This is a genomic window from Nonomuraea polychroma (assembly GCF_004011505.1).
GTDB classification, from domain to species: Bacteria; Actinomycetota; Actinomycetes; order Streptosporangiales; family Streptosporangiaceae; genus Nonomuraea; species Nonomuraea polychroma.
This window is the reverse complement of sequence record NZ_SAUN01000001.1, coordinates 1,551,252-1,566,316: the sequence shown is the minus strand read 5'-3', so window position 1 is coordinate 1,566,316 and position 15,065 is coordinate 1,551,252. Positions and strand designations below refer to the sequence as shown.

The 15,065-nt window shown below is 73.3% G+C and carries 5 protein-coding genes; all 5 read left to right on the top strand.

The genetic code is table 11. The features are described from left to right. Nucleotide 1 precedes the first annotated feature (1 nt). From EDD27_RS06795 to EDD27_RS06775, 5 genes are read left to right on the top strand one after another with little or no spacing between them, the layout of a single operon-like run. Nucleotides 2-193 carry an MbtH family protein gene (locus EDD27_RS06795; RefSeq protein WP_127931596.1) on the top strand — a complete coding sequence of 64 codons (192 nt, stop codon included), beginning with the start codon at nucleotides 2-4 and terminating at the stop codon, nucleotides 191-193. A gap of 13 nt (nucleotides 194-206) precedes the next feature. Continuing rightward, the gene (locus EDD27_RS06790; protein WP_127931595.1) at nucleotides 207-3,359 is read left to right on the top strand and encodes a non-ribosomal peptide synthetase; all 3,153 of its coding nucleotides are present in this window, start codon (nucleotides 207-209) and stop codon (nucleotides 3,357-3,359) included. Further along, a complete protein-coding gene (locus EDD27_RS06785; protein WP_164903514.1) occupies nucleotides 3,356-9,877 on the top strand; it encodes a non-ribosomal peptide synthetase in 6,522 nt (2,173 codons plus the stop codon). Before EDD27_RS06790 ends, EDD27_RS06785 begins: the two co-directional genes overlap by 4 nt. Beyond that, on the top strand, nucleotides 9,874-13,803 hold the full coding sequence (locus tag EDD27_RS06780) for a non-ribosomal peptide synthetase (RefSeq protein WP_127931593.1): 3,930 nt from the start codon (nucleotides 9,874-9,876) through the stop codon (nucleotides 13,801-13,803). The genes EDD27_RS06785 and EDD27_RS06780 overlap by 4 nt, the downstream gene beginning before the upstream one ends. Continuing rightward, entirely contained in the window at nucleotides 13,781-15,049 is a 1,269-nt protein-coding gene (locus tag EDD27_RS06775) for an MFS transporter (protein ID WP_127931592.1), read from the top strand. The genes EDD27_RS06780 and EDD27_RS06775 overlap by 23 nt, the downstream gene beginning before the upstream one ends. Nucleotides 15,050-15,065: the final 16 nt, after the last annotated feature.

Here is a 15,065-nt window from a genome sequence, read left to right as displayed (position 1 = left end):
CATGCGGGACGGCCAGTACAAGGTCGTGGTCAACGACGAGGAGCAGTATTCCATCTGGTTCGCCGAGCGCCCCCTGCCCCAGGGCTGGCGGGAGGCCGGCTTCGAAGGGCCGAAGCAAAGCTGCCTCGACCACATCGAGCAGGTCTGGACCGACATGCGCCCGCGCAGCCTGCGCGAGGCCATGGGGCAGTAGAGGAGCGGCCCCGGTGACCGGCACGTATGCCTTTCCCGCCTCGTTCGCCCAGGAACGGCTGTGGTTCCTGGCCCGGCTCGATCCCGGCGCGCCCACGTACCACATCAACGCCGTGATCGACCTGCCCGAGCGCGGCGATCCGGACCGGTGCGAGCGGATCCTGCGCGAGCTGGTCCGGCGGCACGAGACGCTGCGCACCGCCCTGGCGATCGAGGACGGGAGCCTCGTCCAGATCGTCCAGGTCGAGCTGCCGGTCACCCTGCCACGGACCGACCTGCGCGACCTGCCGCCGGAACGGGCCGAGCGCGAGTTCCGCGCGCTGGCCCTGGCAGCGGCGCGGCGGCCGTTCGCGCTGGATCGGGCGCCGCTGTGGCGGGCGCACCTGGTGCGGATGCCGGGCTCGGAGCAGCGGCTGGTGTTCGTCGTCCACCACGCCGTGTTCGACGCCCGCTCCGCCACCAACTTCGCCGAAGAGCTCCAGGAACTGAACGACGCCTTCGACGAGGACCGCCCGGCGCGGCTGCCCGGCCTGCCCGTCCAGTACGCCGACTACGCCGCCTGGCAGCGCGAGCACCTCGGCCGAGGGTTGCTCGCCGCCCAGCTCGACCACTGGCGGGAACGGCTGGCCGGCCTGCCGCCCGACCTCGGGCTGCCCACCGACCGGCCCAGGCCGGCCACCCGCGGGCACGCCGGGGCCGAGCACCACCTGGCGCTGCCCGCCGGCCTGGTCGACGAGCTCGAAGCGCTGGCCAGGCGGCGCGGCGCGACCCTGTTCATGGTGCTGCTGGCGGGGCTGAAGGCGCTGCTCTCCCGGTACGCGAGCCAGCAGGACGTCGCGGTGGGCACGCCGGTGGCCGGGCGCGACCTGCCCGAGTTCGAGCCGCTGATCGGCATGTTCGTCAACACCCTGGTGCTGCGTACCGATCTGAGCGGTGACCCGTCGTTCGGCGAGTTGCTGGACCGGGTGCGGGAAACCGTCCTCGACGCGCTGGACCACGCCGAGGCGCCGTTCGACCGGCTGGTCGAGGCGCTCCAGCCGGTCCGCGACACCAGCCGCACGCCGCTCTACCAGGTGGGCTTCAACCTGCTGCCGATGGCGTCGCGCGGGCAGTTCCCGAACGGCACCGCTCAGCTCGATCTGAACGTGGACGTCGTCAGAACGGCCGGCGGCGCCGGCGTCTACCTCGAATACAGCACCGACCTGTTCGACGCCGACACCATCGCCCGCCTGGCCGGCGCCTACCGGCTGGTCCTGGAGGCGGCCGCCGCCGACCCGGGGACGCGGCTGTCCGAGCTGCCGCTGATGACGGCGGAGCAGCGGCGGGAGCTGCTGACCGGCTGGAACGACACCGCCGCGCCGTACCCGGAGCGGACCCTGCACGAGCTCGTCGCCGAGCAGGCGGCGCGCACCCCTGACGCGGTGGCGGTACGTGCCCCGGACGGCGTGGAGCTCACCTACGCCGAACTCGACGCCCGCACCGAAGCGCTGGCCAGGCGGCTGGTGGCCGGGGGCGTGCGGGCCGAGTCGTGCGTGGCGCTGTGCCTGCCGCGCGGCGTGCACCAGATCGTCGCGCTGCTCGCGGTCCTGCGGGCGGGTGCGTGCTATCTGCCGCTGGACGCGGCGTACCCGGCGGAGCGGCTGGCCTACCTGCTGGCCGACTCCGGCGCCGCCCTGCTGCTCACGGACTCTGCCCACCGCGACCGGCTGCCGGCGAAGCGTCCCCCGGAGCTGCTGCTGGACCAGCTGACCGTCCCGGAGTCCGCCTCACCTGTGACCGCTCCCCCGGGGCCTTCCAGCAGCACGGCCGACGAACCCGGACCGAGCGGGCCCCTGCCCTCGGTGGGGCCCGACAACCTGGCGTACCTCATCTACACCTCCGGCTCCACCGGCCGGCCCAAAGGGGTGCAGGTGCCGCATCGCGGCGTGGTCAACCTGGTCACCGATGTGATCCGGCGGCTGGGCGGCGGCAGCGTGCTGCTCATGACCTCGCTCTCGTTCGACATCGCGGCCCTGGAGATCTTCACGCCACTCCTGTCCGGCGGCACTCTCGTGATCGCCCCCGAGGACGCCGCCCGCACTCCCAAGGAGATCCGCCGGGCCGCCGAGGACGCGGACCTGATCCAGCTCACCCCGTCGGTCGCGAGCCTGGCGCTCGAGCATCTGCCGCCCGGGCTGCCCCGTGCCATCCTCGGCGGCGAACCGCTGCCCCTCGACCTCGCCACTCGCCTGCTCACGGTCACCGACGAGCTGTGGAACTTCTACGGGCCCACGGAGACGACGATCTGGTCGACCGCGTACCGGGTGCCGCACTCCCCCGCCACGATGCTCATCGGCGAGCCGGTGGCGAACACGACCGCGTACGTGGTGGACCGCGACCTGCGGCCGGTCCCCGTGGGCGTTCCCGGCGAACTCCTGCTCGGCGGGGCCGGCGTGACCCGCGGCTACCACGGCCGGGCCGCGTTGACCGCCGAACGCTTCATCCCCGACCCCTTCGGCCCACCGGGCGGACGCCTCTACCGCACCGGAGACCTGGCCCGATGGCGCCCCGACGGAACCCTGGAATACCTCGGCCGCCTCGACGACCAAGTCAAAGTGCGCGGCGTCCGCATCGAACTCGACGAAGTCGCCACCGTCCTGAGCGAGCACCCCACGGTACAGCGAGCCGTCGTGACCGTCCGCGACGACGCCCCCGGCGGCCGCGGCCTGGTCGCCTACGTCATCGGCACCGCACAGGAAGCCGAACTACGGGCACACCTACGAACCCGCCTCCCCGAAGCGATGATCCCCGCCGCCTTCGTCTCCGTCCCGCACCTCCCCGTCCTGCCCAGCGGCAAACTCGACCGCGCCGCCCTACCGCCGCCTCAGGCCGGTGTCGCGGCCACCGCGTTCGTGCCGCCGCGCACGCCCATGGAGGAGACCCTCGCCGCCATCTGGGCCGAGCTGCTCGGCCGGGAGCGCGTCGGGGTGACCGACGACTTCTTCGCCCTGGGCGGCCACTCGCTGCTGGTGGTCCGCCTCATCGGCCGGATCGACGACGAGTTCGGCGTCGAGCTGCCGCTGCGTCGCTGCTTCGACGCCACGACCGTCGAGGAGCAGGCACTGGCGGTGCTCGAAGAGGGACTGACGGATGCCGACCTGCTGGAACTTCTGGAGGAGGAGCGGTGAGCGACGGGAATGGGGTACGCGCGCGGCTGGCCAGGCTCAGCCCGGAACAGCGCGCCGCGCTGGAGGCCCGCCTCACGCGCACCCGGGCCGCGGAGAAGGGCGGGCCGGGCTCCGAGCCCCCGCCCTTCTCACTCCGCCCGGACACCGGGCCGCCGTTGCCCGACGAACCGTCCACCGGGGCGCTGTCCGACGCGCAGCGCCGCCTCTGGGTCGTCGACCACCTCGACCCGGGCAACCCCGCCTATACGTTGTCGTGGGCGTACCGGATCGTGGGCGACCTGGACGCCGCCGCGCTGGCCGCGGCCTTCGACGCGCTCGTGGACCGGCACCCGATCCTCGGGTACGTGATCGAGACCCACGACGGCGAGCCCCGCCAGGTCCCCGGCCGCGTCCGCCCCACGCTGCGCGTCGAGACGATGTCCGCCGCCGAGGCCGACGCCGTCGCCCGCGACGAGGCCCGCTTCGCCTTCGACCTGAGCGCCGGCCCGCTGACCAGGGCCCGCCTGGTGCGCGTGGCATCCGAGGCACAGGAACACCGTCTGATCCTGACCCTGCACCACATCCTGGCCGACCGCTGGTCCGTGGCGATCCTGTTCAGGGACCTCTTCGGGCTCTACGCCGGTGAACCGTTGCCCGCGCGGCCGGTGGCGTACGCCGACTATGTGGCCTGGCAGCAGGACAGGCCGTCCCTGGAGCGCGACCTGGACTACTGGCGCAAGGCCCTCGACCGCCTGCCCGACGTGCTCGACCTGCCCGCCGACCGGCCGCGCCCGCCCATGCAGTCGAACCGGGGTCGCCGCCTGCTGTTCGAGCTGGACGACACCCTCGCCGCCGGGCTGCGCGACCTGGCCGCCGGCCAGCGCGCCACCCCGTTCATGGTCCTCGTCACCGCCATGCAGGCGCTGCTCGCCCGCTACACCGGCCAGCCCGACATCCCGATCGGCACGCCGATGTCCGCCCGGCCGCACCCCTCCCTGGACCAGACCGTCGGCCTGTTCCTCAACACGGTGGTGCTGCGCGGCGACCTGTCCGGCGACCCGACCTTCACCGAGCTGGTACGGCGTACCAGGGAGCGGACGCTGGCCGCGTTCGACCATGCGGGCCTGCCGTTCGAGACGCTGGTGGAGGAGTTGTCCAGCGGCCGGGACCTGTCCCGCAACCCGCTCTTCCAGGTCATGCTCGCCTACCAGAACACCCCCGAGCTGCCGGGCGGCCCGCTCGGCCTGCGCCTGGAACGCCTGGACGTGCGTCCGGGCACCGTCATGTTCGATCTGGACCTCATCGTGGAGGAGCGCCCGGACGGGTCGCTGCTGTGCGTGCTCGACTACGCCACCGATCTGTTCGACGACGACCGCGCGCACCGCCTGGCCGCGCACCTGCGTACGCTGCTGAGCGCCGCCGTCGCCGCCCCGGACCTGCGGCTCTCCGAGCTGCCGCTCATGGACACGGCCGAGCTTCGGAACACCCTGCATGCCTGGAACGACACCGCGACCCCGTACCCCGACCGCGGCATCCACCACCTGGTCGCCGAGCAGGCCGCCCGCTCACCCGAGGCGCCGGCCGTCGAGGGCCCGGACGGCACGTCCCTGACCTACGCCGAGCTGGAGTCCCGCGCGAACGACCTGGCCGCCGAACTACGCGCTCTCGCCGTCGGCCGAGAGACCAGGGTCGCCGTCTGCCTCCCCCGGCACCCGGACATGGTGGCGGCGTTGCTGGCCGTCCTCAAGGCCGGCGGCTGCTATGTCCCCCTGGACCCCGGCTACCCGCCCGACCGGCTGAACCAGATCATCACCGACTCCGGCGCCAGCCTGGTGGTCACCGTCACCTCCTTCCTGAACCGCCTGCCGGCGACCGCACGCCTGCTCCTCCTCGACGACCACTCGACCACCGCCCGGGAGGCCGGCCCTCCGGCGGAGCCCGCCTTCCACCCGGACCAGGCTGCGTACCTGATCTACACCTCCGGCTCCACCGGCCGGGCCAAAGGGGTGGTCGTGCCGCACCGGGGTTTGGTCAGTCTGCTCTGGGACGTGCGCGAGCGCCCCGGTCTGGCGCCTGGCGGGCGTTTCCTGTTCCTGACGTCGGTGTCGTTCGACATCGCGATGATCGAGATCTTCGGACCGCTGGTCACCGGCGGCACGGTCGTCCTCGCCTCGGCCACCGGCATCGAACGCGTCCACGATCTCATCCAGCACGGCAACCTGCACACCGTCCAGGCCACCCCCTCCGTCCTGGAGGGGTTGCTGCCCGCGCTGACCCACCGGGTCCCCCGGGTGATCAGCACGGGCGAAGCACTCCCCGGCCCGCTCGCCGCCCGCCTGCTCACCGTCACCGACGAGCTGTGGGACCTGTACGGCCCCACCGAGACCACCGTGTGGTCCACCAGGCTCCATGTCACCGACGGCCGGGGCGGCTCGATCGGCCGGCCGGTCGCCAACACCGCGGCTTACGTGGTGGACCGCGACCTGCGGCCGGTCCCCGTGGGCGTTCCCGGCGAACTCCTGCTCGGCGGGGCCGGCGTGACCCGCGGCTACCACGGCCGGGCCGCACTGACCGCCGAACGCTTCATCCCCGACCCCTTCGGCCCACCGGGCGGACGCCTCTACCGCACCGGAGACCTGGCCCGATGGCGCCCCGACGGAACCCTGGAATACCTCGGCCGCCTCGACGACCAAGTCAAAGTACGCGGCGTCCGCATCGAACTCGACGAAGTCGCCACCGTCCTGAGCGAGCACCCCACCGTACAGCGAGCCGTCGTGACCGTCCGCGACGACGCCCCCGGCGGCCGCGGCCTGGTCGCCTACGTCATCGGCACCGCACAGGAAGCCGAACTACGGGCACACCTACGAACCCGCCTCCCCGAAGCGATGATCCCCGCCGCCTTCGTCTCCCTCCCGCACCTCCCCGTGCTGCCCAGCGGCAAACTCGACCGCGCCGCCCTACCGCCGCCCGGCAGGCGTAGCGGCGAGGCAGCCCGGCAGCACCCGCCGCGGACCCCCGCCGAACACGTCCTCCACGCCATCTGGACCGAACTGCTCGAACGCGACGACATCGGGATCGAGGACGACTTCTTCACCCTGGGCGGCCACTCCCTGCTGGCCATGCGCCTGGTGGTCAGACTCAGAGAGACCTACGGCGCCGAGGTGACACTGCGCCGCTGCTTCGCGACCCCGACCATCGCGGGCCTCGCCCCGCTCATTCCCGACGGCCACGCCACCGCCAGCAGCGTCACCGCCGGTAGCCCCAGCACCAGTGACCTGGCCGCCGCGCGGCCGATCCCGCCCGCGTCCGGCGAGCCGGCCCGGCCCTCCCACGCGCAGGTCCGTCTCTGGTTCCTCGACCAGCTCGACCCCGGCAACCCCGCCTACAACGTCGCCTGGGCGGAGCGGCTGATCGGCCCGCTCGACGTGGCCGCGCTGACCGCCGCGTTCGACGATCTGGTGGACCGGCACGACGCCCTGCGCCTGGTCATCGTGGAAGACGACGGCGAACCCGTCCTGCGGGAGGGCGCCCGCAGGCCGCGGTTGGTCGTGCGGCCGGGTCCGGACGTGGGGCTGGAGGAGGCGCGGCACCGGTTCGACCTGGCGGCCGGGCCGCTGGCACGGGCTGCCCTGGTACGGTGCGGCGCGGCGGAGCACGAGCTGTACCTCACCCTGCACCACGTCGTCGCCGACCGGTGGAGCCTGTCGATCCTGCTGCGCGACCTGATGGAGCTCTACCGGGCACGGGTCACCGGCACCCCGGCCGAGTTGCCCACGCTCACCGCCGGCTACCGGGACTTCGCCGCCTGGCATCGGGCGCGGGTCTCCGAGCGGGCGGCCGACCTGGCGTACTGGAAGGACACGCTCGCCGACCTGCCCGCCACCCTGGACCTGCCCGCGGACCGGCACCGTCAGGGGCCGGCGAGCATGGCAGGGCGGCGGCTGACGTTCCCGATCGACGCCGGGACGGTGGCGGCGGTGCAGGCCCTCGCACGCGAACGGCAGGTGACGCCGTTCATGGTGCTGCTGGCCGCGTTCCAGGCGGTGCTGGCCAGGTACACGGGACGTACCGACATCCCCGTCGGCACTCCGGTCTCCGGCCGGGCCCACCCGGACGTGGAGGAGATGGCCGGGCTCTTCCTGAACACGCTCGTGCTGCGCGGCGACCTGTCCGGCGAGCCGACCTTCGCCGAACTGCTGTCGCGCACCCGCGAACGCGTACTGGACGGGCACGACCACGCCGAGCTGCCGTTCGAGGTGCTGGTACAGGAGTTGGCCGAGGAGCGTGACCTGGCCCGCAACCCGCTGTTCCAGGTGATGCTCGCCTACCAGAACGTGCCGCCTGCGCCGCCGGACGTGGCGGGGATCGCCCTGCGCACCCTCGACATCGACCCGAGGGTGACGCAGGCTGACCTGCACCTGGTGATCGAGGAGGCCGGCGACCGGCTCACGGGAGTGCTGCACTACGCGAAGGACCTGTTCGAGCACGACCGGATGGAGCGCTTCGCCGACCACTTCCGGGCGTTCCTGGCGGCCGCGGTGGCCGAGCCGGAGCGGCCGGTCGCCGACCTGCCCCTCCTCACCCCGGCCGAGCTGGACACCATCCACCGGGCCAACGACACGGGCGCGCCCGCCGCGAACGGCACTCTGCCCGCGCTGGTGGCCGAGCAGGCCGCCCGTACCCCACACGCGCCCGCGCTGGGTTTCGAGACCCCGGCGGGGACCCGGGCCTGGCTCACCTATGCGGAGTTCGCCGACCGGGTGAACCGCCTGGCCAGGCGACTGCGCGCGCTCGGGTCCGGCCCCGGCCACGTCGTCGGGGTGTGCCTGGAGCGAGGGGCGGACCTGGTCATCGCCGTACACGCGGTCGTCGCCACCGGCGCGGCCTACCTGCCACTGGAGCCCGACCACCCGGCCGAGCGACTGGCGGGCATGATGACCGACGCGGGCGCCCGGCTGGCCATCTCAGTCGAACGCTTCGCCCACCGGCTACCACGCCCAGCAGGCACACACACCACCGACGCCGCCCAGATCGCGGCCACCCGGACCGGCGTCGCGACGGTGCTGCTCGACCGCGATGCCGAGGCCGTCGCCGCCGAGGACGGCGGGCCGCTCGGGATCCGGCCGCACCCCGACTCGCTCGCGTACGTGATCTTCACCTCGGGTTCCACCGGCCGGCCCAAGGGCGTCGGAATCTCGCACCGGGCGATCGTGAACCGGCTGCACTGGATGCAGGACGCCTTCCGGCTGACCGGGGACGACCGGGTGCTGCACAAGACGCCGTTCTCGTTCGACGTGTCGGTGTGGGAGCTGTTCTGGCCGCTGATGACCGGGGCCGGGCTGGTCGTCGCCCGGCACGGCGGGCACGCCGACCCCGCTCACCTGGCCTGCCTGTTGGAGAGCGAGTCGGTCACCACCGTGCACTTCGTACCGTCCATGCTCGACGCCTTCCTGGCGGAGCCCGGGCTGGGCGCGCGGCTCGGTGCGCTCCGTACCGTGGTCTGCTCGGGGGAGGCGCTCGGCGCCGACCTGGCCGCACGGTTCGCCGCCGCGCTTCCCGGGGCGGGCCTGCACAACCTGTACGGGCCGACTGAGGCGGCGGTGGACGTCTCGTGGCACGCGTGCCGGGCCGGTGAGGGCACGATCCCGATCGGGCGGCCGGTGGCGAACACCCGGCTGGAGATCCTCGACGACCGGATGAACCGCGTCCCCCTCGGAGTGCCGGGCCACCTGTGGATCGGCGGCGTGCAACTCGCCCGCGGGTACGCGGCCCGTCCCGCGCTGACGGCCGAGCGCTTCGTCCCCGACCCGTACGGTCCCCCGGGCGGGCGGCTGTACGACACCGGCGACCTGGCCCGATGGCGGCCCGATGGCGAGATCGAGTACCTCGGCCGGTCCGACCACCAGGTCAAGATCCGCGGCATGCGGGTCGAACTGGGCGAGATCGAGACGGCCCTGGCAGCCCTGCCAGGCATCCGCGCCGCAGCCGTCCGCGCCATCGAGGACGGCGCCGGCCTGCGCCTGGCCGGCTACGTGGTCCCCACCGAACCCACCGCGGCTGACACAGCTGCGGGCGGGTGGGAGCGAATGCTGCGTGACACGTTGCCCGACCACATGATCCCCAGGATCTGGACCGTGCTCGGCGCGCTGCCCCTCAATCGCAGCGGCAAGCTCGACAGGAACGCCCTCCCCGACCCGCGGACCCCCGAGGCCGCCGGACACACCGAGCCCGAGGGGGCGGCCGAGCTGGCCGTCGCCGCCGCCTGGCAAGGGGTGCTCGGGTTGGAGCGGGTCTCGGCCCATGACAACTTCTTCGCCGTCGGCGGCGACTCCATCCGCAGCCTCAAGGTCGTCGCCCGCCTGCGTGAGGCCGGTTACGCGGTCAGGCTGGAGCAGCTCTTCCGCCACCAGACCGTCAGGGAGCTGGCCGGACGGCTCCTGCCGGCACCGGCGGCCGAGCCACCCGAGGCGCCGGAGACGCCGTTCGGCCTGCTCAATCCCGAGGACCTGGCACGACTGCTGGAAGGCGAGGCGCGATGACCGTGACGACGGGAGCCATGCGCGGCCTGGAGGACGCCTATCCTCTGGCCGCGCTGCAGGCGGGGATGCTCTACCACAGCGCGTACGAGCCGGACGCGCCCACCTACCACGACCTGACCACGATCACCTTGCGCGGCCGGTTCGACGCCGGGGCGTTCGAGGTGGCGCTGGCCGAGGTGACCGCCCGGCATCCCGTCCTGCGCACCTCGATCGACCTGACCGGGTTCAGCGAGCCGCTGCAGCTCGTGCACCGTACGGCCACGCTGCCGCTGGGGGTGACGGACCTCTCGGGCGATCCGGCGGCCGCCCGCCGGCTGGCCGAATGGTCAGAGGCGGAGAAGCGGCGGCCGTTCGACTGGGCGTCGCCACCGCTGGCCCGCGCGCACGTGCACGTGCTGTCCGGGGAGCTGTTCGCGTTCAGCCTCAGCTTCCACCACGCCATCCTCGACGGATGGAGCGTGGCGGCCCTGGTCACCGAGCTGTTACGGCGCTACCACGGGCACCTGACCGGCGCCCGGCTGCCGGTCACCCCTCCCGGCGCGGCCTTCCGCGGGCTGGTGGCCGCGGAGCGCGCCGCAGTGGCCACGCCGGAGACGCGTGACTTCTGGCACGCCCAGGTCGCCGACGCCCCCGACACCCGGCTGCCCCGCCTGCCGGGGCAGCACGGCGAGCCGGGGGCTGAGGTGCTGCGGTTGCCGCTGGCGGCGGAGCTGCTGGGACGGCTCAGCGCGGCGGCCAGGGAGTTGGCCGTGCCGCTGCGCACCCTGCTGCTGGCCGCCCACCTGCGCGTGCTCGCCGTGGTCACCGGCGAGAGCGAGGTGATGACCGGCCTGGTCACGCACAGCCGCCCGGAGAGCGAGGCCGGCGAGGAGGTGCTCGGCCTGTTCCTGAACACCGTGCCGCTACGTCTGGACGTGACCGCTCCGACCTGGGCGGCGCTGGCGCGCAGGGTGTTCGAGGCGGAGGTGGCGCTGCTGCCGCACCGCCGGTATCCGCTGTTCGAGATCCAGCGGGCCGCCGGCCGTTCCCCGCTGCTGGACGTGCTGTTCGACTTCCGCGACTTCCACGTCTACCGCGGCCTGCCCGGCGTCGAGATCGTGAGCCAGGACTTCTTCGAGCAGACCGACGTGCCGTTCGCCGCCGCGTTCAGCCGCTCGCGCGAGCACGGCGGCTTCGACCTGACTCTCACCTACGACCGGGCCCAGTTCGGTGCCGACCAGATCGGCCGGATCGGCGAGCTCTACCTCACCGCGCTCCGCCAGGCCGCCGATCCCGCCTCCGACCCGCGCCCCACCGACCCATACCTGGCTCGCGACGCCGCCGCGATCGACGGCTGGAACGCCACGGCCCGGCCCTACCCGAGCGCGGCGCTGCACGACCTGATCGGTCAGCAGGCCGCGCGCACCCCCGCCGCGCCCGCCGTCTGCTACGACGGGATCTGGATCACCTACCGCGAGCTGACCCAGCGGGCCGGTGCTGTCACCGCCCGGCTGATGGCCGCCGGCACCCGGCCCGGCGACGTCGTCGGTGTCTGCCTCGAACGCGGCCCCGACCTGCTGCCTGCCCTGCTCGGCGTGCTCGGTGCCGGGGCCGCCTACCTGCCGCTGGAGCCCGATCTGCCGCCGGAGCGGCTGGCGTACATGATCGAGGACGCGCGGGCGCGCACGGTGCTGACCGGCCCGGCGGGAGCGGCGGTGCTGCCGGACGGCATCGCCCTGCCTCTCAGCGCCCCCGGCCCGGTCACCGAGGCCACCATCCCCGAAGCCGCGGTCCCAGACGCCACCACCCTCGACGCCACCGCCTCGCCGCCGCGCGTGCATCCCGACGCGCTGGCGTACGTGATCTTCACCTCGGGCTCCACCGGCCGCCCCAAGGGGGTCGGCGTCTCCCACCGGGCGATCGTCAACCGGCTGCGGTGGATGCAGGAGGCGTTCGGGCTGACCGCGGACGAGCGCGTGCTGCACAAGACACCGCTGTCGTTCGACGTCTCGGTGTGGGAGCTGTTCTGGCCGCTCATGGTCGGCGCCGGGATGGTGGTCGCCGAACCCGGCGCCCACCGCGACGGCGCCCGCCTGGCTGCCCTCGCCGCCACCCACAACGTCACCACCATGCACTTCGTGCCGTCCATGCTGGAGCTCTTCCTCGACGAGCCCGACCTGCCGGCGCTGCGCCGGGTCATCTGCTCCGGCGAGGCGCTCGGCGCCGAACTCGCCGCCCGCTGCCACGACCGCCTCCCGCACACCGAGCTGCACAACCTGTACGGCCCGACGGAGGCCGCCGTGGATGTCACCTGGCATCCCTGCGAGCCGGGTGAGCGGCTGGTTCCCATCGGCCGGCCCGTCGCCAACACCCGCCTGGAGGTGCTCGGCGCCGACGGTCACCGGGTCCCCGTCGGCACCCCGGGCGAGCTCTGCCTCGGCGGCGTCCAGCTCGCCCGCGGCTACGTCAACCGGCCGGAGCTCACCGCCGAGCGGTTCGTGCCCGACCCGTACGGCCCGCCCGGCGCCCGCCTCTACCGCACCGGCGACGTGGCCCGCTGGCTGCCCACCGGCGAGGTCCAGTACCTCGGCAGGACCGACTTCCAGGTCAAGATCCGCGGCCAGCGGGTCGAGCTCGGCGAGATCGAGGCGCTGCTGGCCGCCGATCCCGCTGTCCGCGCCGCCGTCGTCGTGCTGCGCGGCGAACGGCTCGTCGGCTACGTCGTCCCCCAGGGCGACGACCTGCCCGATCTGGCCCCGGCACTGCGCAGGCGGCTGCCCGACCACATGGTCCCAGCCGCCTGGGTACGGCTGGACGCGCTGCCCGTCACCGCCAACGGAAAGCTCGACCGTGCCGCCCTGCCCGCGCCCGGCGACGCCGGACGCGCGCCGTACCTGCCGCCCCGCGACCCGTTCGAGGCCAGACTCGCCACACTGTGGGAGGAGACCCTCGGCGTCGACGCCGTCGGCGTGCACGACGACTTCTTCGCCCTCGGCGGCCACTCCCTGCTGGCCCTGCGCCTCACCATGCGGCTGCGCAAGGAGCTGGGCCGCGACGTGCCGCTGTCGACCGTGCTCACCGCGCCGACCATCGCCCGGCTCGCCGCCGAGCTGCGCCGCCCCCAGGACAACGACGGCGCCCCGCAACGGATCGTGCCTCTGCGGCCCACCGGCGACCGCGACCCGGTCTTCCTGTTCCACGCGCTCGGCGGCCAGGTCTTCCGCTACCTGCCGCTGACCCGCCATCTCGGCTCCGACCAGCCCGTCTACGCCGTCCAGGCGGCCGGGCTCGCCCCCGGCGAGGAGCCGCACGCCACGCTGGCGGAGATGGTGGACGACTACACCGCCCACCTGCTCAAGATCCGCCCGCACGGCCCGTACGTGCTGGGCGGTTACTGCATCGGCGGCAACATCGCCCTGGAGACCGCCCGGCGGCTGCGCGAGCTGGGAGAGGAGGTGCCGCTCGTCGTCCTGTTCTACTCCGACGCGAACGAACCGGTGCTGCGCGCCTCGCTCGAGGACGACGCCGTCCTGCTCACCCACGCCCTGGCCGGCGGCAAGGTCCAGGTCGACCTGGACGACCTGCACCGGATGAGCCCGGACGAGCGGCTGCTGGCCGTGATCGACGCCGCGGCCCGCGCCGACACGCTGCAGCCCGACACCGCCGACCTGCGCCAGGCCCGCCGTTTCGTCGACGTCTTCCGCGCCAACGCGCACGCCGTCGGCTACTACCGGCACGCCCCGTACGACGGGGACGTCCTGCTGTTCTCACCCGCCGCCGAGGGCATCCCGCCCGACGACATGGGCTGGCGGAACGTCGTCACCGGCCGCCTGCGCATCTCGCCCATCCACGGCGAGCGTTTCACCGTCATGTACGAGCCCCGGGTCGCTCTGGCGGCCGCCGAGTTGAGGAGCAGCATCGACCATGGCCTCACCCCCCACGACTGAGCCTCCCACGCTGTGGAAGAACCGCGACTTCCTCAAGCTGTGGAGTGGCGAGAGCCTGTCACTGGTCGGCTCCCAGGTGACCGTGCTCGCCATGCCGATCGTCGCCTATCTGTGGCTGAACGCCTCCGTCGCCGAGATGGGGGTGCTCGGCGCGCTGTCCAGGCTGCCCATGGTGCTGTTCTTCGTCGTGGGCGTCTGGGTGGACCGGATGCGGCGCCGGCCCGTACTCATCTGGAGCGACGTCATCCGCGCGTTCATGCTGGCCACCGTGCCGCTGCTGTTCGTCATGGACATGCTGACGCTGTGGTGGCTGTACGCGGTCGTGTTCGTGATGGGTGTCTTCGGGGTGCTGTTCGAGATCGCCTACCGGTCGTACCTGCCGGTGCTGGTGGCCCCCGAGCACCTCGGTGACGGCAACAGCAAGCTGCAGCTCAGCGACTCGGTCTCCAAGGCGGTCGGGCCCAGCCTGGCCGGGATCCTCATCGCCACCCGCTCGGCGCCGCTGGTCATCCTGGTGGACGCGATCAGCTACGTGCTGTCGGCGCTCTGCCTGATCTCCATCCGCAAGCGCGAGGACCCGCCGCCGCCCGACAGCGGCGGCACCATGATCGCGGCCATCCGCGCGGGCTTCGGCTGGGTGATGTCCCACCCGGTCGTCCGCCCGCTGGCCATCGCCAGCGCCGTCTACTCCTTCTTCGACATCGGCATCCTGCAGACCCTCTACATCCCGTACGTCATCGACGGCGCCGGCGTGCCGGCCGGCTGGGTCGGAGCGGTGCTCGCGGTCGGCGGGGTCGGCGCCGTGACCGGCGCGTGGCTGTCGGTGCGGCTCATGAAGGGGGTGGGACCGGGGCCCACCATGTTCTGGTCCACGGTCATCGGCAACAGCGCGCTCATCCTGGTGCCGCTGGCCGGCGGGCCGCTCTGGCTGGCGATCGGCGTGCTGGCCTTCTCGCAGCTGCTGGTCGGCCTGTGCACGCAGGTGTTCGTGGTCAACAACATCACCGTGCTGCAGTCGGCGACGCCTCGCGAGCTCGTCGGCCGGGTCATCGCCACCATCTGGGCGATGGGGCTGGTGCCCGCGCCGCTCGGCGCCCTGCTGGCCGGGCTGCTCGGCGAGGCCGTGGGCATGCGGCCGGTGGTCCTGGTCGCGGCGGTGATCGGCGCGGTCGTACCGATGATCGTGCTGGCGTTGTCACCGATCCCTCGGATGCGTGAAATGCCCCAGGCGCCGGTCACGACCTGAGCCGGACCGGCCGGGC